We start from the raw sequence: 23,806 nt of genomic DNA, 5'->3' as shown, positions 1-23,806 counted from the left end.
GTCAGGCCGTGGCCAGCACGAACCACCGCGCCGGCAGGTCGATCCGGGTGCCGTCGGGGAGGTTCTCGGTCTGCGGCAGGACCGTGTCGCCGCTGTCCAGGACGGTCAGCCCGGCGGCGCTCAGCAGCTCCGGGATCTCCTCGTCGGTGGCGCTCGCCGGTTTCAGCCCGTGTTCGAAGACCCGGCGCAACTTCGGGCCCGGTCCGCCGGGGCTCTGCGCGGCGCGTTGCAGGACGTCCTTGGAGGCGGGGGTCAACTCGGCGACGAAGGCCCGGCCGCGTGCGCCGATGAGCGTGGCGACGGCGGCGGCGACGGCCGGGCGGGCCTCGGGGTCGCTCTGGTGGATCACCGCCCGCATGTAGACGTTCACCTCGCCGGTGCGCTCGTGCAGGGCGCGCACGGCCTCGGCGTCGGTGAGGTCGAGGCGGTCGTACGCGGCGGTCTCCCCCGGGTCCGCCTTCCGGGCGTGCTCGATCGCCGCTTCGGAGAGGTCCACACCGAGGGCGCGGGGGAAGAGGGTGGCGAGGTAGCGGGTCTGCGTGCCGTTCCCGCAGCCGAGGTCCACGACGGGCAGGGTGGCGTCCGCGTGTCGCAGGAGCAGCCGGCTGTGCGGTACGGCGCTCAGATCCGGGCCGGAGTCCCAGATCGCCTCGCCGGGCTCGTGGGAGGTGGCCGCCCAGTAGCCTTCCCATGCCTCGCGGTATTGCCGTGACACACCCATGCGTACTCCAAGGTCCCGTCGTACAGGCTTGCTCTGCTCAGCCAGGGACTACTGCCCAGGGGTGACCCGGGGCAAGGGTGTGGACACAACCTCCTTACGAAAGACGGACGTTGGTGCGTGCTCTGGGCACCCGGGACAGGGCAAGCTCGAACCAGACGGTCTTGCCGCGCGCCGTGCCGCTGGTGCCCCACTCCTTGGCGAGCGCGCTCACCACCATGAGGCCCCGGCCGAACTCGTCGTGGTCGGTGACACCGAGGAGCGAGGCGGGGGCCGGCTCGTCGTCGCTGACCTCGCACAGCAGCGCGTCGGTGCGGACCAGCCGGAGCCCGATGTGGTGGGTGCGGCCGTGCTTGAAGGCGTTGGTGACCAGCTCACTGACCATCAGCTCGGCCGCTTCCGCCGCGTCGGGCAGCTCCCAGTCCAGCAGTTGGCCGCGCACCAGGCGGCGGGCCCGGGACACCTCGCGGGGGTCCAGGGCGAGCTGCCACTCGGCGACGTCCTCGTCCGCGATGCCGTTGAGCCGGGCCATCAGCAGGGCGACGTCGTCCTTGCGGCCGTCGCCGGTGTTCAGGGCGCGGATGATGGTGTCGCAGGCGTCGTTCATCGAAGCGGCGGGGTGGGCGGCGGAGGCGCAGAGCGCGGCGAGCCCGGCCCCGATGTCCTGGCCGCGCACCTCGACCAGCCCGTCCGTGCACAGGACGAGCCGGTCGCCGGGGCGGACCCGCACGGTGGCGGTCTCGAAGGCGACCCCGCCGACGCCGATGGGCGCCCCGGTCGGCAGGTCGAGCAGTTCGGCCCGGCCGTCCTCGGCGCGGACCAGCACGGGCGGGATGTGGCCGGCGTTGGCGATCTGGAGCTCGCCCGCGATCGGGTCGTAGACCGCGTACAGGCAGGTCGCGAGGTACTGCTCGCCGAGGCGCTGGGCCAGGTCGTCCAGGTTGCGCAGGAGCTGGGCGGGCTGCATCTCCATGGTGGCCATGGTCAGCACTGCGGTCCGCAACTGACCCATCATCGCCGCCGAGTTGAGCCCGTGGCCCATGACGTCACCGACGACCAGCGCGGTGCGCGACCCGGGCAGCTTCACCGAGTCGAACCAGTCGCCGCCGATCCGCCCGAGCCGGGTGCCCGGCAGATAGCGGGTCGCGATGTCGCAGCCGGCCATGCGGGGTTCGACCTTGGGCAGCATGCTGTCCTGGAGCGTCTCGGCGACGTTCTCCTGGTACGTGTACATGCGGGCGTTGTCCAGGACGAGCCCGGCCCGCGCGGCGAGTTCGGCGCCGGTGGTGCGGTCCATGTCGTCGAAGGGCTCGCGGCCGGGGCGGCGCATCAGGACCATGAAGCCGAGGACCACGTCACGGGCCTTGAGCGGCACGATGAGCAGCGAACGGTGCGTGATCAGGGGGCGCAGGTCCCGCTTCTCGAACTCGCCGGAGATCCGGTTGCTCAGCTCCTCGCTCACGTACGGCACGATGACGGGCTCGCCGGTGACCATGCACTGGAAGAACGGGGTGTGTTCGGGGAAGGCGATGGCCTCGCCGACGGGCACGGTGTCGTCCCAGCGGCCCGGTTCGTCGTTGTGCTCGACCCAGACGCGGTGCCAGACGGTGGTGACGTCGGGCGGCCCGTCGGGGAACCCCTCACCGGCGAGGACGGCGGCGCGCAGATGCGTACCGGCGAAGTCGGTGAAGCGGGGGACGGCGGCGCTGGTGACCTCGCGGATGGTGCGTTCCAGATCGAGGGAGGTGCCGATGCGGCCGCTCACCTCGTTGAGGAATTCCAGCCGTTCGCGGACCGCCGCGTATTCGAGGTCCAGCTCGGGGCGGGGCACGGTGCGCGGCGGGACCACCGTCGCCGCCTCGCCGTACCGCTCCTCCCGCACCGACGGCCCTCCGGCGCGCTTGGGCACGCCCCAGTCCGGGGTGACGGGGACGCGTTCGTGGTGGCTGAACTCCAGGACCGGGTAGCCCAGTTCGAGCACCTGGGTGACGATCCCGGTCGCCTCCTGGACGCTCATGTTCGGCAGGATCTCGGGCAGCCGGGCGGACAGCTCGGGGTGGCCGGGGAAGTCGGTGTGCAGGGCGAAGCCGGGGGCGACCGTACGGGCGGGGAGGTCCTCGCCGCCCTCCGCGCCGCACAGGTGCGCGCAGTCGGCGGCGAGCACCAGGAGCCGGGCCGGGCCGGGGCCGGCGAGCGGGTAGGCCCACCACAGCACGTCGATCCGGCCGCGCCCGGGCTCGTCGAGGCGGGCCCGGCCCGAAGCCGGGTAGGGGAAGTCCCCGCTGAGCGAGCTGTCGAGCGCGGGGCCCTCGTCGTACTCCGCGGGTACGCCGTCCGCGCCCAGCACCCCGGACACGGGCAGGAGTTCACCGGCGGGGCAGCCGACCGCGTCCTCACGGGGGACGCCGAAGAGCCTTCTCGCCCCGGTCGACCAGTGCGAGACGAGCCCCTCCGCGTCGACCACGGCCACGGCGAGCGGCACGCGGCCCGCCGTGCCGTCACCCGGCTGTGGTGTCCTCTGCGGCGGCACACCGAGGTCCATGAGGGGAAGGCTCCTTCCTCACCGCGGCATTCCGCGGCGCGTGACTCCACGGTACGGGGCCGCGACCGGAGTGCGCGGGGCATCGGCGGAATCACCCTCGGGGGTGGTGCGCCCCGCGCACTCCGGGGCGCAACGGCTACCCGGGCGCGGGGAGTTCAGTCCTCGTGCCCCAGTTGGAGGTCGCGCTCGGTGCGACCGCCGCCCGCGACCTGGAGGACCGTGGCGACGGGCGGGTAGCCGGCCGCGATCACGGTGTACTCGCCGGTGGACAGGTCCACGAAGCGGAACGCCCCGTCCGGCCCCGTGGTCACGGTGTCCACGACGTTGCCCGCCGCGTCCAGGAGCGTGACCCGGGCGTCCTCGACGGGCCGCCCGGCGGTGGCCCGGACGATCCCGCGCAGCACGGCGCCGCCGGCCAGTTCGATGTCCTGCCGGGTCTCCCGGGCCGCCTGCACGCTGACCGGGAGCGCGGCGGGCCGGAAGGCCGGGGCGGACGCGGCGAGGGTGTACTCGCCGGCGACCAGCTCGCCGATCACGTAGCCGCCCTCGCGCCCGCTGCGCGTGGAGGCGACGACCTCGCCGCGTACGTCGGTCAGCGTGACGGCCGCGTCCCGCACGGGGACCCCGTCCGCCGTGACGACGGTGCCCGCGAGCCGGCCGGCGCCGCCGAGCACCACGTCCAGCTCGACGGGGCGTTCGCCGACGGTGACGCTGACGGCCTGCGGCTGGTGGCCCCCGGCGGCGGCGATCAGGACGTACGAACCGGCGCCCGGCACGCTGAGCGCGTACCGCCCCTCGTCACCGCTGGCGCCCCGGCCGACCTGCTGGCCCTGGACGTCGATGAGGGTGAGGGCGGCGCGCGGCACCTTCGTACCGTCGGAGTGCTGGACGGTGCCGGAGACGGGGACGCCGGAGAGGTAGCCCGCGGACGGGGCGGCCGGGTCGGTGCGGGCGGAGGGGATCGGGGTGCACTCGGTGGTGGCTTCGGGTCCTGCGGTGGTTTCGGGGCTGTGGGACACCAGCGGTTTCTCCTTGAGGAAGAAGGCGAAGAACAGGCCGAGCACGAGGACCGGCACGAGGTAGAGGAAGATCCGGGGCATCGCGTCGGCGTACGCCTGGATGTAGGCGTCCCGCAGCGCGGGCTCCATCGCGTGGACCAGCTGGGGGCTGATCGACTCCGGGTCGGGGAGGTCCGCCCCGGAGGGCAGCCGGACAGCGAGCGCGTCGGCGAGCCGTCCGGCGAACAGGGTGCCGAAGACGGCGGCGCCCACGCTGCCGCCGATCTGCCGGAAGTAGTTGTTGGCGCTGGTGGCGGTGCCCAGGTCGGCGGGGCGCACCGAGTTCTGCACGGCGAGGACCAGGACCGGCATGATCAGCCCGATCCCGAGGCCGAGGACCGCCTGCGCGATGCTGTATTCGAGGCGCGGGGTGTCGGTCTCCAGACGGGACAGCAGCCACATGCCCACCGCCGAGACCGCGCTGCCCGCGATCGGGTAGACGCGGTAGCGCCCGGTGCGGGAGATGAGCTGGCCCGAGACCACGGAGGCGCCGACGATGCCGCCCATCATGGGGAGCATCAGCAGCCCGGACTCGGTGGCGGTGGCCCCGTCGACCATCTGGAGGAAGGTCGGCAGATAGCTGGCCGCGCCGAACAGCGCCACGCCGACGACCGCGCCGACCAGGGCGGTCACGTTGAAGATCGAGTCGCGGAACAGCCGCAGCGGAATGATGGGTTCGGCGGCACGGCTCTCCACGAGGAGGAACAGCAGAGTCGTTACGGCAGCTCCGGCACCCAGGCCCAGGATGGTGCCCGACCCCCAGGCGTACTCCGTGCCGCCCCAGCTGGTCAGCAGTACCAGGCAGGTGGAGGCGGCGGCGAGGAGCGCGGCGCCGAGGATGTCGAGCCGGGGGCGGACGGTGGGCCGGGGGAGCTTGAGGACGACGGTGATCACGGCGAGGGTGATCAGGCCGAACGGCACGTTGATGTAGAAGCACCAGCGCCAGGAGGCGTGGTCCGTGAAGAAGCCGCCCAGCAGCGGTCCGGCCACCGAGGCCAGGCCGAAGGCGGCGCCGATGAGGCCCATGAACCTGCCGCGCTCGCGGGGCGGGACCACGTCCGCGATGATCGCCTGCACGCCGATCATCAGCCCGCCGCCGCCGATGCCCTGGAGCGCCCGGAAGGCGATGAGCTGGTCCATGGTGCGGGACCAGCCGGCCAGCGCGGAGCCGACGACGAAGACGACGATGGCGAACTGGAAGACGCCCTTGCGGCCGAAGAGGTCACCCAGCTTCCCGTAGACCGGCAGGCCGATCGTGGAGGCGAGCAGATAGGCGGTGACCGCCCAGGACATCTTCTCCAGGCCGTGCAGCTCGCCGACGATCTTCGGGAGCGCGGTGGCGACGATCATCTGGTCGAGCGCCGCGAGCAGGAGGGTGAGCATCAGCCCGACAAAGACCAGCCGGATCCGGCGGGGGTCCGCGGCGATGCCGTCGGACGTGTCACCGGCGGCGGTCTCCGTCGCGACCGGGGGCGGTGGGGGCGGGGCGGGCACGGGCGCCGCCTCGGCGTCCCCCGGGCCGCCCGGCTCGTCGTCCAACAGTGTGATGCCACCCACCACGTGCCGCTCCCCTCGTCGCGCTGCCGCACATTTCTCGCATCAGGCGATAAGTGAGGGCAAACGCGACGGGGGGCGCCGGCGGCGCACTCAGGGGGCGTAACCCCCGGTCGGAGGCACTACGGCGCACAACCGCCCCGCCGCAAAGACCACCCGAACCGGTGAGGCGGGCGGTGACGACGCGGCGTCAGTTCTCGACCTCGGCGGCGAGGTTCGCCAGCAGCTCGTCGTAGATGCGGGCGAGGCCCTTGGGCGCGAAGGTCTTCTCGAAGAAACCGCCGATGCCGCCGGCGCCGTTCCACACGGTCGTGACGACGGCCTTGGACCTGCCCTCGCCGGCCGGGGTGACGGTCCAGGTGGTGACCATCGAGGAGTTGCGGTCCTTCTCCACGAGCTGCCCGTCGGTCGGCTCGGCGACCTCGACGAGGCAGTCGCGCACCCGCTTGCTGGTGGCCTGGAGCTTCCAGTGGACGAGGGTGCCCTCGCCGTCACCGCCCTCGCGCACCTCGTACTCGCTGTAGTGGGCGGGGAGCACCTTGCCCCGGACGTCCTTGTAGTCGGCCAGCGCGTCGAACACCGCCTCCGCGTCCGCCGCGATGATCCGCTCCGTCGTGGCCTCGACCTGCGCCATGCCTGCTCCTCCAGCACTCGGTTCTTCGGGGTGTGCTGAGCCAATCACCTCGGGTGTCCGGCTCAAAATCCGGGCCGGGACGAACGGGAAAAAACGATCATGGGAACAAGTGTTCTATTCTCGTTCCAGAACTACCGAGGAGGCGTCCATGCGCTGGGACAATCTGGCTGAAGACAACGCCAACCACCCCACGAGCGGCACGGGTGCGCTCTTCGCCGCCGACGCGGTGACCACCCGCACCTTCGACACCCCGGAATTCCGGGGGATCACCTTCCACGAGATCCGGGCCCGCTCGATCGTGAACCGGGCGCCCGGCGCCTCCCGGATGCCGTTCGAATGGACCGTGAACCCGTACCGGGGCTGCACGCACGCCTGCGTCTACTGCTTCGCCCGCAAGACCCACAGCTATCTCGACCTCGACACCGGACTCGGCTTCGACTCGCAGATCGTCGTCAAGGTCAACGCCCCGGAGCTGGTCCGCCGCGAGATCGCCTCGCCGCGCTGGCACGGCGCGCACATCGCGATGGGCACCAACGTCGACTGCTACCAGCGGGCGGAGGGCCGCTACCGGCTGATGCCCGGCATCCTGGGCGCCCTGCGCGACCACGCGAACCCGTTCTCGATCCTGACGAAGGGCACGCTGATCCTGCGCGACCTGGAGCTGCTGCGGCAGGCGGCCGAGGTCACCGAGGTCGGTGTCTCGGTCTCGGTCGGGTTCACCGACCCCGAGCTGTGGCGGACCGTGGAGCCCGGCACGCCCTCACCGGAGCGCCGGCTCGATGTCGTACGGAGACTGAGCGAGGTGGGCATCGGCTGCGGGGTGCTGATGGCGCCGGTCATCCCGCACCTCGGTGACAGCCCCGAGCAGCTGCGGGCCACCGTGCGCGCGATCGCCGCCGCCGGTGCGACGTCGGTGACCCCGCTCGTCCTGCATCTGCGCCCCGGCGCCCGGGAGTGGTTCATGGAGTGGCTGGGCCACCACCACCCGCACCTCGTACGGCGTTACGAGCGGCTGTACGCGGACGGCGCCTACGCACCGACCTGGTACCAGCGGCGCATCACCCGTTACGTGCACGAACTGGCGGCCGAGTACGGGATCGGGCCCTCGCACCGGGGTGCGGCCCGCAAGCTCCCCCGCCGCGAACCGCGTCCGCCGCTCGACGGTTCCGAGCCCACCCAGCTGACCCTGCTCTGAGCGGGCGCGCAAACGGGTCATCTCTCACCACAACGGGTCCTTCCGGCGCTGATTGCGGGGAACATGCGGCGGGGGCTGCGTCCCGCGCAGCCGTGTTCCCCCATCCCGGGAGGCCATATGACGAACCGTTCAGTACTGCTGTGCGCCGTCGGGGCGACGGTCGCCGGTCTGGTGACCGCCGCGCCGGCCGCGGCGGACACCGCGACCCCGCGTGCCGCACCGCTCGCCTGGAAGGACTGCGGTACGAAGTCCTCGCCGACGCTCCAGTGCGCGACGGTGCGCTCACCGCTGGACCACGACGACCCGGCGGGCCGCCAGGTCACCCTGGCCCTGACACGCGTGCCGCACACCTCGAAGACCTTCCAGGGCCCGCTGCTGGTGAACCCGGGCGGCCCCGGCGGCAGCGGCCTGTCGATGGCCGGCTTCATCGCCGCCTCGCTGCCGAAGGCGGTCGCCTCGCAGTACGACGTGATCGGCTTCGACCCGCGCGGCGTCGGGAAGAGCCGCCCGGCCCTGGACTGCCTGCCCGGGTACTTCGACCCGGTCAGGCCCGACCCCGTACCGCAGTCCCTCGGCGGCGAGCGCGTCAACCGCAACCGGGCCCGTGACTTCGCGGCGGCCTGCGGCGAGAAGTACCCGGACCTGCTCCCGTACATGGACACGGTGAGCGCGGCCAAGGACCTGGACGTGATCCGGCGCGCGACCGGGGCGCGGCAGCTCAACTACTTCGGCTACTCCTACGGCACCTACCTCGGCGCGGTGTACGCGAAGCTCTTCCCGGACCGCGTCCGGCGGCTGGTCCTCGATTCGAACGTGGACCCCGAGGGCGTCTGGTACGAGGACAACCTCACCCAGGACTACGCGTTCGACACCCGGCACAAGGCGTTCGCCGCCTGGGTCGCGAAGTACGACTCCACCTATCACCTGGGCGGTGACCCGGCGAAGGTCGAGGCCGCCTGGTACCGGATGCGGGACGCGGTGAAGAAGCGCCCGGCGGGCAAGAAGGTCGGCGCCGGCGAGCTGGACGACACCTTCCTGCCGGGCGGCTACTACAACGGCTACTGGCCGGTGCTGGCCGAGGCGTTCGCCGCGTACGTCAACGACAAGGACGAGAAGCCGCTCGTCGCGGCGTTCGAACGGTTCGGCGCGGTGGACGCGGAGGGCGACAACGGCTACTCGGTCTACACGGCCGTGCAGTGCCGGGACGCCTCCTGGCCGCGCGACTGGAACACCTGGCGCAACGACACCTGGCGGGTGCACGCGAAGGCGCCGTTCATGGCCTGGGGCAACACCTGGTACAACGCGCCGTGCGCCGACTGGCCGGTGGAGCCGCTGAACCCGGTGCGGGTGTCCAACCACGCGCTGCCCCCTGCGCTCCTGTTCCAGGCGACGGACGACGCGGCCACCCCGTACGAGGGCGGAGTCACCCTGCACCGCAAACTGCGCGGCTCCCGCCTCGTCGTCGAACAGGGCGGCGGCAACCACGGGATCACCCTGAGCGGCAACGCCTGCCTGGACCGCTACCTGACGGACTACCTGGCGAAGGGCACGGTGCCCCGGGCCGGCCGGGGCGACGTGGACGCGGTCTGCGCGAAGACGCCCGACCCGGAACCGGAGACCGCCAAGTCCGCACGCCCGGCGGCACGCCCGGACCCGGGCAGCACCCTGCACGGGCTGCTGGGGTTCCGGGGCTGAGCCACGGCACCGAGGGGTCGCACACGGAACGACCGCGTGCGCCCCTCCGCTCATCCCGCCGGTAGCCGGCCCAGCGCCTCCCGGGCCGCGTCCGCCAGCCGGGGCCGGGGCAGCGCCGCCTCCAGGACCGGGCGGGCGCGGGCGTCCCCGAGGGACCCGAGGCCCTCCACGCACGCGAGGGCGACGCGCCAGTGCGGTTCGTCCGGGGCCAGCAGGCCGGACAGGGTCTCGATCAGGGCGGGTACGGATTCGGGGGCGCTCAGCGTGGCGAGCAGGCGGACCGGGTGGAGGGCGTAGGCGGTGCGCAGGGTGTTGGTGGCGAGTGCGGCGGCGGCGCGCGGGGTGCGGGGGTCGCCGAGGCGGGCCAGGGCGTGGGCGGCGCTGACGCAGCGGTCGGGGTCGCGGTGGTTGAGCAGGAGTACCAGGGGCTCGAAGGCGCGGCGGTCACCGGCGCAGCCCAGCCGGAACGCGGCGATCTCCCGCGCCCACAGCGGGCATTCGTGCTCGACCAGTACCTGGGCCAGTTCCTCGTCGTCCTCGGTGGCGAGCAGGGCGCGGTAGGCCGCCGACTCCCCCGCCTCGTCGGCCAGCCGGTGCGCCAGTGACCGGAACTCCTCGTCGTCCATGACCGTCAGCGTAACGGCGGACACGGTGCGTATCGGCGGGCCCCGGGAATGTGGTGCGGGCCACAACTGGTCAGGGCTGGCGCGCTCGTTACTCGCTGGTTAAGCTCAGTTGAGCGGGACATGCTCCCGTCGCTCCGATGGCCTGGTGACGCAGCCATCCGGAGTGTCGTCGGTTCGGCAGCTGTACGAGACGTGGCCCCGGGACAGGGCCCGTCGCTCCTTTCCGGTCCCGTGCGTGGATCACGCCCGGTGGTCGAACACCACGACAGGCACCTCCCGCGCGCCGTGCGCGCCGTGCGTTCTCCCAGTCGTCACTCACCCCTGGAGTCCCGTGATGGACACCCCTCTCTCCACCATTGCCGTCGTCGGTCTCGGCACGATGGGCACCGGAATCGCCGAGGTCCTGGCCCGCTCGGGCCGCGAGGTCGTCGGCATCGACACCGACGAGGCCGCCGCCCGCCGGGCCGTCGCCTCGCTGGAGGCGTCCACCGCCCGCGCCGTGGAGCGCGGGCGGATCACCGAGGAAGAGCGGCGCGACGCCCTCGCTCGCTTCCGTACGTTCTCCGACCTCCAGGCGGCCGCCGACGCGGAGCTGGTCATCGAGGTCGTGCCGGAGTCGTACGAGATCAAGCAGCAGGTCTTCCGGGAGCTCGACGCGATCGTCTCCCCCACCGCGATCCTCGCCACCGGCACCAACGCCCTGTCCGTGACCCGGCTGGCGGCCGAGTCGCAGCACCCCGAGCGGGTCCTCGGCCTGCACTTCTTCAACCCGGCGCCGGCGATGAAGCTGGTCGAGGTGGTCTCGTCGGTGCTGACGGCCCCGCCGGCCGTCGCGGCCGTCACGGAGCTGGCGCGCCTGCTGGGCAAGGAGCCGGTGGCCATCGGCGACCGGCCCGGGTTCGTCGCGGACGGCCTGCTGTTCGGCTACCTCAACCAGGCCGCCGCGATGTACGAGGCGAACTACGCCACCCGCGAGGACATCGACGCCGCGATGAAGCTGGGCTGCGGCCTGCCCATGGGGCCGCTGGCCCTGCTGGACCTGATCGGCATCGACACGGCCCGCACGGTCCTGGAGGCGATGTACTCCGCCTCGCACGACCGTCTGCACGCCCCCGCGCCCGTGCTCGGCCAGCTCGCCGCCGCCGGGCTGACCGGCCGCAAGGCGGGGCGCGGCTTCTACACCTACGCCGAGCCGGGCAGCCGGACCGTGGTGCCGGACGCGCTGACGCCCGCCCCGCGCGGCGAGGGCACCGCCGGGCGCACCGTGCGGTCGGTGGGCGTCGCGGGCTCGGGGACGATGGCCTCGGGGATCGCGGAGGTCTTCGCCAAGGCGGGGTACGACGTGGTGCTCGCCGCGCGCGGCCAGGAGAAGGCGGACCTCGCCAAGGCCCGGATCGCCACGTCGCTGCACCGGTCGGTCACCAAGGGGCGGCTGACGGAGGAGGCGCGGGACGAGACGCTGGCCCGGATCACCCCGGCCGCTTCGCTGGACGCGTTCGCCGAGGTGGACCTCGCCGTGGAGGCGGTCGCCGAGGACCTGCTGGTCAAGCAGGAGCTGTTCGCCACGCTGGACAAGGTGTGCCGGCCGGGCGCGGTGCTGGCCACGACGACCTCCTCGCTGCCGGTCGTCGCGATCGCCCGGGCCACCGGGCGGCCCGAGGATGTCGTCGGGATGCACTTCTTCAACCCGGCGCCCGCGATGAAGCTGGTCGAGGTCGTGCGTACGGTGCTCACCGCCGACGACGTGCACGCCACGGTCCACGAGGTGTGCCGCACGGTCCGCAAGCACCCGGTGGACTGCGGTGACCGGGCCGGCTTCATCGTGAACGCGCTGCTGTTCCCGTACCTCAACAACGCGATCAAGATGGTCGAGGAGCACTATGCATCCCTCGACGACATCGACGCCGCGATGAAGCTGGGCGGCGGCTACCCGATGGGCCCGTTCGAGCTGCTGGACGTGGTCGGGCTCGATGTCTCGCTGGCCATCGAGAAGGTGCTCCACAACGAGTTCCGCGACCCGGGCCTGGCGCCCGCCCCGCTCCTGGAGCACCTGGTGGCCGCGGGCTGCCTCGGCCGCAAGACGGGGCGCGGTTTCCGCGAATATGCCCGGCGCTGACCCGGGAGCCGGCTGGGGCGGGCTGCTCGGGCCTCCGGGCGGCCCGCCCCCGCAGGCGCGCTCTCCCGCCCCCATGCAGTACGTTCACACCATGTCCCAGCCCGCCAGGTCCACCCGTGTGTCCGCCGCGCCCGACGTCCCGGAGAGTGCCGCAGGCACCCGTGCCGCCGCCCAGCGGCTCAAAATGCGCCGTGAGCTGGCCGCCGCGGCGATGGAACTCTTCGCGACGAAGGGATACGAGGCCACCACGGTCGACGAGATCGCCGGTGCGGCGGGCGTGGCGCGGCGGACCTTCTTCCGCCACTTCCGCTCCAAGGAAGAGGCGATCTTCCCGGACCACGACGACACCCTGGTGCGGGCCGAGGCCGTCCTCAACGCGGCCCCGGCGCACGAGCACCCGCTCGACACGGTGTGCCGGGGCATCAAGGAGGTCATGCGGATGTACGCGGCCAAGCCCGCGGTCTCCGTGGCCCGTTACAAGCTGACCCGCGAGGTGCCGACCCTGCGCCAGGCGGAGATCGCCTCGGTGGCCCGCTACGAGCGGCTGTTCACGCGTTATCTGCTGGGCCACTTCGACGAGCGCGACCACCATCCCGGCAACGACGACCCGTTGCTGGCCGAGGTCGCCGCGTCCGCCGTCGTCACCGCGCACAACCATGTGCTGCGCCGCTGGCTGCGGGCGGACGGGCAGGGCGATGTGGAGGCGCAGCTCGACCAGGCGTTCGCCATCGTGCGCGACACCTTCGGCACGGGCATCGGCGCGGGCCGCACGGCGGGCGCCGAGCCCGCGAAGCCGCCGGCCGCGTCGGTGGAGACCCAGGGCGAGGTGCTGGTCGCGGTGGCGCGAACGGACGCGCCGCTGGACGAAGTGATGCGCACGATCCAGCAGGCCCTCAAGGAGCGCTGAGCCCGGGGAAACCCCGTTGCCGGGGCGGGAGTCCGGTGCTGAGGTGTGCGCATGAACGATCATGTGACATCCGAGCGCGTCCGCCTCCTCGCCCTCTTCGACCGCGTGATGCGCGAACAGGCCCGCCCCGACGGCCCCGGCGTGCGCGTGGAGCGCGCGGGCGACGTGGTACGGCAGGTGGGCGCCGCGCACGACTGGAACGGGGTGGTGTGGTCCGCGCCGGACCTGGATGCCGCCCGGGCGGACGCGGCGGTCGCGGAGCAGGTGGCGCTCTGCGAGCGGGCGGGCTGCGACGAGTTCGAGTGGAAGCTGTACGGGCACGACCGGCCGGCCGACCTGGGCGCGCGACTGCTGGCGGCCGGTTTCGAGGCCGGGGAGCCGGAGACGCTGCTCGTGGCGCGGGTGGCGGGGCTGGCCGCGGAGGTGCGGCTGCCGGAGGGCGTCCGGCTGGAAGAGGTCCGGGACGAGGCGGGCGCGGAGCTGATGGCGCGCGCCCATGAGCGGGCGTTCGGCAAGGACGGGTCATGGCTGCTCCGGCAGGTCGTGGCCCGGCTGCGCGAGGACCCGGAGCATTTCGTGGCACTGGTGGCCATGGCGGGCGACGAACCGGTCAGCTCCGCGCGCATGGAGCTGTACCCGGGCACGCGGTTCGCGGGGCTCTGGGGCGGCGGCACGGACCCCGCGTGGCGCGGGCGGGGCGTCTACCGGGCGCTGGTGGCCTTCCGGGCGGGCGTGGCGGCGGAGCGGGGTTACGACTACCTCCAGGTCGACGCCACCGAGGACAGCCGCCCGATCCTGGAGCGGCTCGGCTTCATGGCACTGACCACCACGACTCCGTACGTCTACCGCCCCACGCACACCTGACCGTCTGTACCGGGGCGAACCGGCGCATACCGCCGCCCGGGTTGCTCACGTGTGGGTGGCGGCTGACAATTGAGGGAAATTATTGGCACCGAGTGCCTTGTCAGCTGTCACGCAGTGCCATACGTTGAAGGCATCCGGGCGGCCGGCGTGCTGGCACCTCACGTACGCCGGCTGTCCCCGCAAGCCACGTGCCTGCGCGCCCGGGCGCCTGCGTCACCAGGCAACCCTTCTGCTCCACCGAGCAAGCAGTCGAGCACCACCCCGCCGAACCGACGGCACACCTCCAGACCCGTCCCCCCTGTTCGCAGGGCCCCTCAGCGTTCCCTCAACGCCCTCCCCAAGCTCTCGGCTTCGCGTGAGCGGGGGAGACCCCATCCGCCGGAGGCACCCGTGAAGGAAATCCTGGACGCGATCCAGTCGCAGACCGAAGCGAAGGGCGGCTCCGCCGCGCCCACCGCCGCCGACTTCGCGGCGCTGCCCGTCCCCGAGTCGTACCGCGCGGTCACCGTCCACAAGGACGAGGCCGAGATGTTCGCCGGGGTCGACAGCCGCGACAAGGATCCGCGCAAGTCGCTCCACGTGGAGGACGTGCCGGTGCCGGAACTCGGTCCCGGCGAGGCCCTGGTCGCGGTCATGGCCAGCTCGGTGAACTACAACTCCGTCTGGACCTCGATCTTCGAACCGGTCTCCACCTTCGGCTTCCTGGAGCGGTACGGCAGGGTCAGCGAGCTCACCAAGCGCCACGACCTGCCGTACCACGTCATCGGTTCCGACCTGGCGGGCGTCGTCCTGCGCACCGGCCCCGGCGTCAACGCCTGGAAGCCCGGTGACGAGGTCGTCGCGCACTGCCTCTCCGTCGAACTGGAGTCCTCGGACGGCCACAACGACACGATGCTCGACCCGGAGCAGCGGATCTGGGGCTTCGAGACCAACTTCGGCGGCCTGGCGGAGATCGCGCTCGTCAAGTCGAACCAGCTGATGCCGAAGCCCGGTCACCTCAGCTGGGAGGAGGCCGCGGCCCCCGGGCTCGTCAACTCCACCGCGTACCGCCAGCTCGTCTCGCGCAACGGCGCCGGCATGAAGCAGGGCGACAACGTGCTGATCTGGGGCGCGAGCGGCGGACTCGGCTCGTACGCCACGCAGTTCGCGCTGGCCGGTGGCGCCAACCCGATCTGTGTCGTCTCCAGCGAGCAGAAGGCGGAGATCTGCCGGAAGATGGGCGCCGAGGCGATCATCGACCGCAACGCCGAGGGCTACGCCTTCTGGAAGGACGAGCAGAACCAGGACCCGCGCGAGTGGAAGCGGTTCGGCAAGCGCATCCGCGAGCTGACCGGCGGCGAGGACGTGGACATCGTCTTCGAGCACCCGGGCCGCGAGACGTTCGGCGCGAGCGTCTACGTGACCCGCAAGGGCGGCACCATCGTCACCTGCGCCTCGACCTCGGGCTACAACCACGAGTACGACAACCGCTACCTGTGGATGTCGCTCAAGCGCATCATCGGCTCCCACTTCGCCAACTACCGCGAGGCGTGGGAGGCCAACCGCCTGATCGCCAAGGGCAAGATCCACCCGACGCTCTCCAAGGTCTACTCGCTCGAGGAGACCGGCCAGGCCGCCCACGACGTGCACCGCAACGCCCACCAGGGCAAGGTCGGCGTCCTGGCACTGGCCCCGCGCGAGGGCATGGGCGTGCGCGACCACGAAATGCGAGAGAAGCACCTGGACGCCATCAACCGCTTCCGGAACGTCTGAGGTTCAGAGATGAGCGAACGTCAGAAGGACCGCCCCTGGCTCATGCGGACGTACGCGGGCCACTCCACGGCCGAGGCGTCCAACGAGCTCTACCGGCGCAACCTCGCCAAGGGCCAGACGGGTCTGTCGGTCGCCTTCGACCTGCCGACCCAGACCGGTTACGACCCCGACCACGTGCTGGCCCGCGGCGAGGTCGGCCGGGTCGGTGTGCCCGTGTCCCACCTCGGCGACATGCGCCGGCTGTTCCAGGACATCCCCCTGGAGCAGATGAACACCTCCATGACGATCAACGCCACCGCCATGTGGCTGCTGGCGCTCTACCAGGTCGTCGCGGAGGAGCAGGGGGCCGACCCCGGCAAGCTCCAGGGCACCACGCAGAACGACATCGTCAAGGAGTACCTGTCGCGCGGGACGCACGTCTTCCCGCCCGGGCCCTCGCTGCGGCTGACCACCGACATGATCACGTACACGGTGAACCGCATCCCCAAGTGGAACCCGATCAACATCTGCAGCTACCACCTCCAGGAGGCCGGGGCCACCCCGGTCCAGGAGATCGCGTACGCGATGTCGACGGCCATCGCCGTCCTCGACGCCGTACGCGCCTCCGGGCAGGTGCCCGAGGAGAAGTTCGGGGCCGTCGTCGCGCGGATCTCGTTCTTCGTGAACGCGGGCGTCCGCTTCATCGAGGAGATGTGCAAGATGCGCGCCTTCGGCCGCATCTGGGACCGGGTCACCCGGGAGCGCTACGGCATCACCGACGCCAAGCAGCGCCGCTTCCGCTACGGCGTCCAGGTCAACTCGCTCGGTTTGACCGAGGCGCAGCCGGAGAACAACGTCCAGCGCATCGTCCTGGAGATGCTGGCCGTGACCCTCTCCAAGGACGCCCGCGCCCGCGCCGTCCAGCTGCCCGCCTGGAACGAGGCGCTGGGACTCCCCCGGCCCTGGGACCAGCAGTGGTCGCTGCGCATCCAGCAGGTCCTGGCGCACGAGAGCGACCTGCTGGAGTACGAGGACATCTTCGCCGGTTCGCATGTCATCGAGGCCAAGGTGGACGAGCTGGTCGCCGCATCACTGGCCGAGATGGACCGGATCGAGCAGATGGGCGGCGCCATGGCCGCCGTCGAGTCCGGGTACCTCAAGTCCGAGCTGGTCTCCTCGCACGCGGAGCGGCGGGCCCGCATCGAGGCCGGCGACGAGAAGATCGTCGGCGTCAACGTCTACGAGACGACCGAGCCCAACCCGCTCACCGCCGACCTGGACGGCGCGATCATGACGGTCGACCCGGCCAACGAGGCGAGGGTCGTCGCCGCGCTCCACGAGTGGCGGGACAACCGGGACGAGCCCCGGGCCACCGAGGCGCTGGCCGCGCTGAAGAAGGCCGCCGCCGGCACGGAGAACCTGATGGAGGCGACCGTCGAGTGCGCCCGTGCCGGGGTGACCACCGGCGAGTGGTCCTGGGCGCTGCGCGATGTGTTCGGTGAGTTCCGGGCGCCGACCGGGGTGTCGTCGGCCCCGGTCGCGGTCACCGCCGAGGAGGGCTCGCCGCTCGCCCTCGTACGCGAGAAGACCGCGCGGACCGCCGAGGACCTGGGCGTCGGGCGGCTGCGGCTGCTGGTCGGCAAGCCGGGCCTGGACGGGCACTCCAACGGCGCCGAGCAGATCGCGGTGCGGGCCAGGGACGCCGGCTTCGAGGTCGTCTACCAGGGCATCCGCCTGACGCCCGAACAGATCGTCTCGGCGGCCGTCGCCGAGGACGTGCACTGCGTCGGCCTGTCCATCCTGTCCGGCTCGCACGCCGAGCTGGTACCGGACGTGCTGGCCCGGCTGCGCCGCACCGGGGCCGGCGACATCCCGGTCATCGCCGGCGGCATCATTCCCCCGGCCGACGCCGAGGCCCTGATCAGGGCGGGTGTCGCCGCCGTGTTCACCCCGAAGGACTTCGGTATCACGGAGATCATCGGCCGTATCGTCGACGAGATCCGGAAAGCGAACAAGCTCGACCCTCTGGAGGTCCCCGCATGACTGCCGTCAACCGACTGCGCCCGCGCCGCTCCTGTCTCGCGGTACCGGGAAGCAACCCCCGGTTCCTGGAGAAGGCCCAGGGCCTCCCCGCCGACCAGGTGTTCCTGGATCTGGAGGACGCGTGCGCGCCGCTCGCCAAGGAGGGCGCCCGCCACCACATCGTGGACGCCCTGAACAACGGCGACTGGACGGGCAAGACCCGGGTGGTCCGGGTGAACGACTGGACGACGCACTGGACGTACCGCGACGTCATCACGGTGGTCGAGGGCGCCGGGCCGAACCTGGACTGCATCATGCTGCCGAAGGTCCAGGACGCCCAGCAGGTCGTCGCGCTGGACCTGCTGCTGACCCAGATCGAGAAGACGATGGGCTTCGAGGTCGGCCGCATCGGCATCGAGGCGCAGATCGAGAACGCCAAGGGCCTCGTCAACATCGACGAGATCGGCGCCGCCTCGCCCCGCCTGGAGACCCTGATCTTCGGCCCGGCCGACTTCATGGCGTCGATCAACATGAAGACCCTGGTCGTCGGCCAGCAGCCGCCCGGCTACCCGGCGGACGCGTACCACTACATCCTGATGCGCATCCTGATGGCGGCCCGTACACACGACCTCCAGGCGATCGACGGCCCCTTCCTGCAGATCCGCGACGTGGACGCCTACCGCGAGGTCGCGGGCCGCGCGGCGGCGCTCGGCTTCGACGGCAAGTGGGTGCTGCACCCCGGCCAGGTCGACGCGGCCAACGAGGTGTTCTCGCCCTCGCAGGAGGACTACGACCACGCCGAGCTGATCCTCGACGCCTACGACTGGTGCACCTCCGAGGAGGGCGGCAAGAAGGGCTCGGCGATGCTCGGCGACGAGATGATCGACGAGGCCAGCCGCAAGATGGCCCTGGTCATCGCGGGCAAGGGCCGGGCGGCCGGCATGCAGCGCACCTCCAAGTTCGAAGCCCCGGAGGCCTGATATGCAGTTCGGGCGCACTTACGAGGAATTCGAGGTCGGTGCGGTCTACAAGCACTGGCCGGGAAAGACCGTCACCGAATACGACGACCACCTCTTCTGCCTGCTGACCATGAATCATCACCCGCTGCACATGGACAGCAACTATGCGGAGAGCACGACCGATTTCGGCAGGAACGTCGTCGTCGGCAACTACATCTACTCGCTGCTGCTCGGCATGTCGGTGCCGGACGTCTCCGGAAAGGCCATCGCCAACCTGGAGATCGAGTCGCTGAAGCACGTGGCGCCGACCTTCCACGGCGACACGATCTACGGCGAGACGACGGTCCTGGACAAGACGCCGTCGAGGTCCAAGAACGACCGCGGGATCGTCCACGTCGAGACCAAGGGCTACAAGCAGGACGGCACGCTCGTCTGCGTGTTCCGCCGCAAGGTCATGGTCCCCACCGAGACGTACATCAAGGAGCGGGGCGGGGAGCAGCCCGGCCGCCCGGAGCTCAGCCAGCCTTCGCAGAAGAACGTGGAGAAGTAGCCATGACGCGACTCGCCCAGACGGCCGGGCTCACCGAGGTCCAGCAGGAGATCCTTTCGACGGTCAGGGACTTTGTCGACAAAGAGATCATTCCGGTCGCGACCCGGCTGGAGCACCGCGACGAGTACCCCGCCGAGATCGTCGAAGGGCTGAAGGAACTCGGCCTGTTCGGCCTGATGATCCCCGAGGAGTACGGCGGTCTGGGTGAGTCACTGCTCACGTACGCGCTGTGCGTGGAGGAGATCGCCCGGGGCTGGATGAGTGTGTCGGGCATCATCAACACGCACTTCATCGTGGCGTACATGCTCAAGCAGCACGGCACGCAGGAGCAGAAGGACACCTTCCTGCCGCGCATGGCGCTGGGCGAGGTGCGGGGCGCGTTCTCGATGTCGGAGCCGGCGCTCGGCTCGGACGTCTCGGCGATCAGCTCGAAGGGCGTCAGGGACGGCGAGGAGTACGTCCTGAACGGCCAGAAGATGTGGCTGACGAACGGCGGTACGTCGTCGCTCGTCGCCGTCCTGTGCCGGAGTGACGAAGGCCACCCCGAGGGCACCGCGCCGCACAAGTCGATGACGACGTTCCTGGTGGAGAAGGAGCCGGGCTTCGGCGAGGTCCGGCCCGGGCTCACGATCCCCGGAAAGATCGACAAGATGGGTTACAAGGGGGTCGATACCACCGAGCTCATCATGGACGGACTGCGAATTCCGGCCAATCGCGTGCTGGGGGGTGTCACCGGCCGAGGGTTTTACCAAATGATGGACGGAGTCGAGGTCGGCCGGGTCAATGTGGCCGCCCGTGGCTGCGGTGTCGCACAGCGTGCTTTCGAACTGGGCGTTTCCTACGCACAGCAGCGCCAGACCTTCGGAAAGCCCATCGCGCAGCACCAGGCGATCCAGTTCAAGCTGGCCGAAATGGCCACCAAGGTCGAGGCCGCCCATGCGATGATGGTAAACGCGGCACGCAAAAAGGACTCCGGGGAGCGAAACGACCTGGAGGCAGGGATGGCGAAGTACCTCGCCTCCGAGTACTGCAAGGAAGTCGTCGAGGACGCCTTCCGTATCCACGGCGGCTACGGCTTCTCCAAGGAGTACGAGATCGAGCGCCTCTACCGCGAGGCCCCGATGCTGCTGATCGGTGAAGGTACCGCCGAGATCCAGAAAATGATCATCGGGCGCCGGCTCCTCGAGGAGTACCGTTTCCAGGGTTGATCGTCCCTTTCGTGGTGATTTGACCGCGAAGAAGATCACACCCTGTCATCCTCAACCGGTGCCTTCCAGACGTCCGACTCGGCTGCTGGCTTGCCCAGTTGCGGCCAGCAACCGATAACATCGCCGGAAAAGCCGCCGTCCCCCGTTGCCAGCGCGGCTCAATCCGCTACGAAGGTCATCCATGCCCGACAGCCATACCTCTGCCTCACGCGGCCGGGTCCGCATCGCACGCGGAGCTTCGCCGTGGCTCCTGCCGACCGTCGCCACCGCCGCCCTCAGCCTGACCCGCGCCCGCCGGTCCGGGCGCTGGGCGGCCGTGGCCGTGCCCACCACCGCGCTCGCGGCGGGCATGCTCTGGTTCTTCCGGGACCCGGAGCGCGAGATCAGCCGGGGGCGCGTCATCTCACCGGCCGACGGCGTGGTGCAGAGCATCATGCCGTGGAAGGACGGGCGGACCCGTGTCGCGATCTTCATGAGCCCGCTGAACGTCCACGTGAACCGCGCCCCGCTGGCCGGCACGGTGACCTCGGTGGAGCACGTGCCCGGTGGCTTCGTCCCCGCGTTCAACAAGGAGAGCGAGAACAACGAGCGCGTTGTCTGGCACTTCGACACCGAACTGGGTGACATCGAGATGGTGCAGATCGCCGGCGCGGTCGCCCGGCGCATCGTCCCCTACATCCCGCAGGGCACGAAGGTGGAGCAGGGTGAGCGCATCGGGCTGATCCGCTTCGGCTCCCGCGTCGACATCTACCTCCCGGAAGGTGTGGACGTCGCGGTCGAGGTCGGCCAGACCACCACCGCGGGGGTGACTCGCATTGACCGTGATTGATCCCGACACCCAGGCCGGCTGGGTCCCGGAGGCCGAGGCGGAGGACGACGCCGACGACATGCCGCTCTCGCTGCGGCTGTCGATAGCGGACACCCTCACCCTCGGTAACGCCACATGCGGGTTCATGGCGGTGTACTTCACCACCACGGGCATCCTGATCCCGCACCTGACGGGCAGCGACGAGAGCGGGATGGCGCGGCACTCCGCCGCCACCGCCGTGATCCTCATGCTCATGGCAGCGATCTTCGACCTGTTCGACGGCCTCGTGGCCCGCAAGCTGCGTTCCTCGCCGATGGGCGCCGAGCTGGACAACCTCTCGGACCTGATCAGCTTCGGGCTCGCCCCGGCGTACTTCGTCCTCGTGTACGGCATGGTCGCGGACGACGCACACCAGCGGGTCTCGGCGCTCGCGGCGATCGTGGTGCTCCTCGCGGTGGTGCTCAGACTCGCGCGGTTCTCGTGCGTGACGCTGAAGGACGGCATGTTCCAGGGCATGCCGAGCCCCTTCGGAGCGCTCACGGTCATCTCGATCGTGCTCCTGGAGCTGCCCTTCGTCCCGACGCTGCTCGCGATCATCGGGGTGGCGTGGCTGATGGTCAGCCGGGTCGAGTACCCGAAGCCGCGGGGCGTCCTCGCGGTGGCGATGCTCGGCTGGATCGTGGCCGCGATGGGGCTCCTGGCGGCCTGGGCGCTGGACGCTCCCGGCGGTCAGCTGCTCCTCCAGACCGGCTGCGCGCTCCAGGTGGTCCTGGGTGCGGTCATCCCGCTCTTCGCGACCGCCCGCCGGGTGAACACCTTCCGCGACAACCGCCGCGAGGCGCGTGCGGCGCAGCTGCCGTAGCGGACTGTACGAACGACACGAGGGCCCGGATGCCGGCAAGGCATCCGGGCCCTCGTGCGTGTACGGGGCGCCGGCGCGCCCCGGGCGCCTGTCATTCCGGGTTGCGGCACCCGATGAGGAGCAGGGCGACCATGCGCTTGGCGTCCGCCTGGTCGTAGTCGGGGCCGGTGATGCAGAGGTTGCCGATGGCGCGCATGAGCCGGTAGGCGGTGACATCGGGGCGGATCACGCCGACGGCGGCGCAGGCGTCCAGCAGCGTCGCACAGGCCGGGACCAGGGTGTCGAGCATGAGGGCGTGGAGGTTCTCCAGTCCCGGGTCGCCGGACCCCAGCGCCGCCCCGAGACCGTGCTTGGTCACCAGGAAGTCCACGAACGCGTCCACCCACCGGGTCAGCGCGGTGAACGGCGAGGGGGACTCCCCGAGGAGCCGGGGCGCGAGTGCGGCGCAGGCGTCGATCTGGTGCCGATAGACGGCGGTGACGAGGTCCGCCCGGGTCGGGAAGTTCCGGTAGACCGTGCCGACACCGACGCCGGCGCGTTCGGCGATGTCACGGACGGGCGCCTGGACGCCCTGCTCGACGAAGACCGCCGCGGCAGCCTCCAGTACGCCGCTGCGGGTGCGCTGCGCCTGTGCTTGGCGTACCCCGGCCGACTCCGGCACGCATGCCTCCCTTTGCTCGCGGAACAATGTTCCGCTAAGTTGGCGGAACGTCGCTCCGCCAAAGTATGGCAGAGCCGCTCCGGAGAGAAAGCACAGGTCCCCCCATGCCCTCCCGCCTCCATGACCACCAGATCGTCTCGGTCAAACCCATCCCCGTTCCCGCACCCGGCCGCGCCATCGGCCTCCAGGTGAAGGTCACCGCCCCCCAGTCGGGCCGGGACCTGCCCGTGATCGTCTTCTCCCACGGCAACGCGTGGTCCATGGACGGGTACGGGCCCCTCGTCGACCGGTGGGCCGCCGCCGGATTCATCGTGGTGCAGCCCACCCACCTGGACTCCCACCGCAACGCCATCGGCTGGGACGACCCGCACTTCCCCACCATCTGGCGCGTCCGGATAGCCGACCTCCACGCGATCCTCGACAACCTCGGCGACCTCCTGGCCCAGGCCCAGCTGGAGACCCGCGTCGACCGTGAGCGCATCGCCGTGGTGGGCCACTCCTGGGGCGCCCAGACCGCGGGCGCCGTCCTCGGCGCCCGCGTACTCGACGCCGACGGCATCCCCGGCGAGGACTTCTCCCACCCCGCGGTCTCGGCCGGCGCCCTGATCGCCGCGACCGGCAGCGGCGACACCCTCACCCCGTTCGCCGCCGAGAACCTCCCGTTCATGCGGCCGGACTTCGTCACCATGACCACCCCGGCCCTGATCGTCGCGGGCGGAAAGGACGAGTCGCAGCTCTCCACCCGGGGGCCGGAGTGGTTCACCGACGCCTACCACCTCAGCCCGGCGCCCAAGAGTCTGCTCACCCTCGCCGGCGCCGAGCACACCATGGGCGGCATCGCGGGCGACCGGGTCGCCGAGACCACCGACGAGGATCCCGCCCGCGTAGCCCTCCTCGCCGAAGCGATCTCCGCCTACCTCCACGCGGCCCTGGGCCTCGACGGCACCGAGTGGGCTGCTCTCGCCGGCTCCGCCGAGAACGGTGACGGCACGTGGAGCATCACCGACAAGTAGACCCGCGCCCCACACGGCCGCTTTTTCATGGGTTTACGTCAGAAATTTTAGTCGAGTCATCGAAATATTGCGCGCGGTCATAG

19 protein-coding genes are annotated in these 23,806 nt (G+C 71.1%); 13 read left to right on the top strand and 6 right to left on the bottom strand.

The annotated features are described in order from the left end of the window. Nucleotide 1 precedes the first annotated feature (1 nt). The 4 genes from ABZ565_RS08675 to ABZ565_RS08660 form a co-directional block, all read right to left on the bottom strand. Nucleotides 2-721, bottom strand: a complete 720-nt coding sequence (locus tag ABZ565_RS08675) for a class I SAM-dependent methyltransferase (protein WP_361022198.1) — start codon at nucleotides 719-721, stop codon at nucleotides 2-4. 94 nt (nucleotides 722-815) lie between these two features. Beyond that, a complete protein-coding gene (locus tag ABZ565_RS08670; RefSeq protein WP_361022195.1) occupies nucleotides 816-3,260 on the bottom strand; it encodes a SpoIIE family protein phosphatase in 2,445 nt (814 codons plus the stop codon). 155 nt (nucleotides 3,261-3,415) lie between these two features. Continuing rightward, nucleotides 3,416-5,878: an MFS transporter gene (locus ABZ565_RS08665; RefSeq protein WP_361022192.1), complete on the bottom strand. Its 2,463-nt coding sequence runs from the start codon at nucleotides 5,876-5,878 to the stop codon at nucleotides 3,416-3,418. A gap of 184 nt (nucleotides 5,879-6,062) precedes the next feature. Further along, nucleotides 6,063-6,506 (bottom strand): SRPBCC family protein, encoded by a 444-nt coding sequence (locus ABZ565_RS08660; protein ID WP_361022189.1) that lies wholly within the window; start codon nucleotides 6,504-6,506, stop codon nucleotides 6,063-6,065. 148 nt (nucleotides 6,507-6,654) lie between these two features. Between ABZ565_RS08660 and ABZ565_RS08655 the strand changes: the two genes are divergently transcribed. Further along, complete coding sequence (locus ABZ565_RS08655) at nucleotides 6,655-7,701, top strand: Rv2578c family radical SAM protein (RefSeq protein WP_361022186.1); 1,047 nt, start codon at nucleotides 6,655-6,657, stop codon at nucleotides 7,699-7,701. Nucleotides 7,702-7,818: 117 nt separating this feature from the next. Continuing rightward, the gene (locus tag ABZ565_RS08650) at nucleotides 7,819-9,396 is read left to right on the top strand and encodes an alpha/beta hydrolase (RefSeq protein WP_361022183.1); all 1,578 of its coding nucleotides are present in this window, start codon (nucleotides 7,819-7,821) and stop codon (nucleotides 9,394-9,396) included. A gap of 50 nt (nucleotides 9,397-9,446) precedes the next feature. Here ABZ565_RS08650 and ABZ565_RS08645 read toward each other — a convergent pair whose 3' ends face one another. Beyond that, the gene (locus ABZ565_RS08645) at nucleotides 9,447-10,022 is read right to left on the bottom strand and encodes an adenylosuccinate lyase (protein ID WP_361022180.1); all 576 of its coding nucleotides are present in this window, start codon (nucleotides 10,020-10,022) and stop codon (nucleotides 9,447-9,449) included. A 334-nt stretch (nucleotides 10,023-10,356) separates the two neighbouring features. Here ABZ565_RS08645 and ABZ565_RS08640 point away from each other — a divergent pair, with 334 nt between their 5' ends. From ABZ565_RS08640 to pssA, 10 genes are all read left to right on the top strand, one after another. After that, nucleotides 10,357-12,138, top strand: a complete 1,782-nt coding sequence (locus ABZ565_RS08640) for a 3-hydroxybutyryl-CoA dehydrogenase (protein ID WP_361022177.1) — start codon at nucleotides 10,357-10,359, stop codon at nucleotides 12,136-12,138. Between the two features lie 91 nt (nucleotides 12,139-12,229). Beyond that, a complete protein-coding gene (locus tag ABZ565_RS08635; RefSeq protein WP_361022175.1) occupies nucleotides 12,230-13,045 on the top strand; it encodes a TetR family transcriptional regulator in 816 nt (271 codons plus the stop codon). Between the two features lie 63 nt (nucleotides 13,046-13,108). Continuing rightward, complete coding sequence (locus tag ABZ565_RS08630) at nucleotides 13,109-13,909, top strand: GNAT family N-acetyltransferase (protein WP_361022635.1); 801 nt, start codon at nucleotides 13,109-13,111, stop codon at nucleotides 13,907-13,909. 411 nt (nucleotides 13,910-14,320) lie between these two features. Next, nucleotides 14,321-15,661, top strand: coding sequence for a crotonyl-CoA carboxylase/reductase (gene ccrA, locus ABZ565_RS08625; RefSeq protein ID WP_361022632.1), 1,341 nt, complete (start codon nucleotides 14,321-14,323; stop codon nucleotides 15,659-15,661). Nucleotides 15,662-15,670: 9 nt separating this feature from the next. Next, nucleotides 15,671-17,683: a protein meaA gene (locus ABZ565_RS08620; RefSeq protein WP_361022172.1), complete on the top strand. Its 2,013-nt coding sequence runs from the start codon at nucleotides 15,671-15,673 to the stop codon at nucleotides 17,681-17,683. Continuing rightward, on the top strand, nucleotides 17,680-18,642 hold the full coding sequence (locus tag ABZ565_RS08615) for a CoA ester lyase (protein ID WP_361022169.1): 963 nt from the start codon (nucleotides 17,680-17,682) through the stop codon (nucleotides 18,640-18,642). The genes ABZ565_RS08620 and ABZ565_RS08615 overlap by 4 nt, the downstream gene beginning before the upstream one ends. A gap of 1 nt (nucleotide 18,643) precedes the next feature. Continuing rightward, nucleotides 18,644-19,171: a MaoC family dehydratase gene (locus ABZ565_RS08610; RefSeq protein ID WP_361022166.1), complete on the top strand. Its 528-nt coding sequence runs from the start codon at nucleotides 18,644-18,646 to the stop codon at nucleotides 19,169-19,171. A gap of 2 nt (nucleotides 19,172-19,173) precedes the next feature. Then, complete coding sequence (locus ABZ565_RS08605; protein WP_361022163.1) at nucleotides 19,174-20,379, top strand: acyl-CoA dehydrogenase family protein; 1,206 nt, start codon at nucleotides 19,174-19,176, stop codon at nucleotides 20,377-20,379. 181 nt (nucleotides 20,380-20,560) lie between these two features. Beyond that, nucleotides 20,561-21,208, top strand: a complete 648-nt coding sequence (locus ABZ565_RS08600) for a phosphatidylserine decarboxylase (RefSeq protein WP_361022160.1) — start codon at nucleotides 20,561-20,563, stop codon at nucleotides 21,206-21,208. Then, nucleotides 21,195-22,049, top strand: coding sequence for a CDP-diacylglycerol--serine O-phosphatidyltransferase (gene pssA / locus ABZ565_RS08595; RefSeq protein WP_018100354.1), 855 nt, complete (start codon nucleotides 21,195-21,197; stop codon nucleotides 22,047-22,049). The genes ABZ565_RS08600 and pssA overlap by 14 nt, the downstream gene beginning before the upstream one ends. A 91-nt stretch (nucleotides 22,050-22,140) precedes the next feature. Here pssA and ABZ565_RS08590 read toward each other — a convergent pair whose 3' ends face one another. Further along, nucleotides 22,141-22,710, bottom strand: coding sequence for a TetR/AcrR family transcriptional regulator (locus ABZ565_RS08590; protein WP_361022157.1), 570 nt, complete (start codon nucleotides 22,708-22,710; stop codon nucleotides 22,141-22,143). A 104-nt stretch (nucleotides 22,711-22,814) separates the two neighbouring features. On the opposite strand from ABZ565_RS08590, the gene ABZ565_RS08585 reads away from it, so the two are divergent. Next, nucleotides 22,815-23,723 (top strand): chlorophyllase, encoded by a 909-nt coding sequence (locus ABZ565_RS08585; protein ID WP_361022154.1) that lies wholly within the window; start codon nucleotides 22,815-22,817, stop codon nucleotides 23,721-23,723. The last annotated feature ends 83 nt before the right edge of the window (nucleotides 23,724-23,806 follow it).

Origin of the sequence: Streptomyces sp. NPDC016469, assembly GCF_040632905.1 — a bacterium.
Classification (GTDB): domain Bacteria; phylum Actinomycetota; class Actinomycetes; order Streptomycetales; family Streptomycetaceae; genus Streptomyces.
This window is presented reverse-complemented; position numbering and strand designations above follow the sequence as displayed.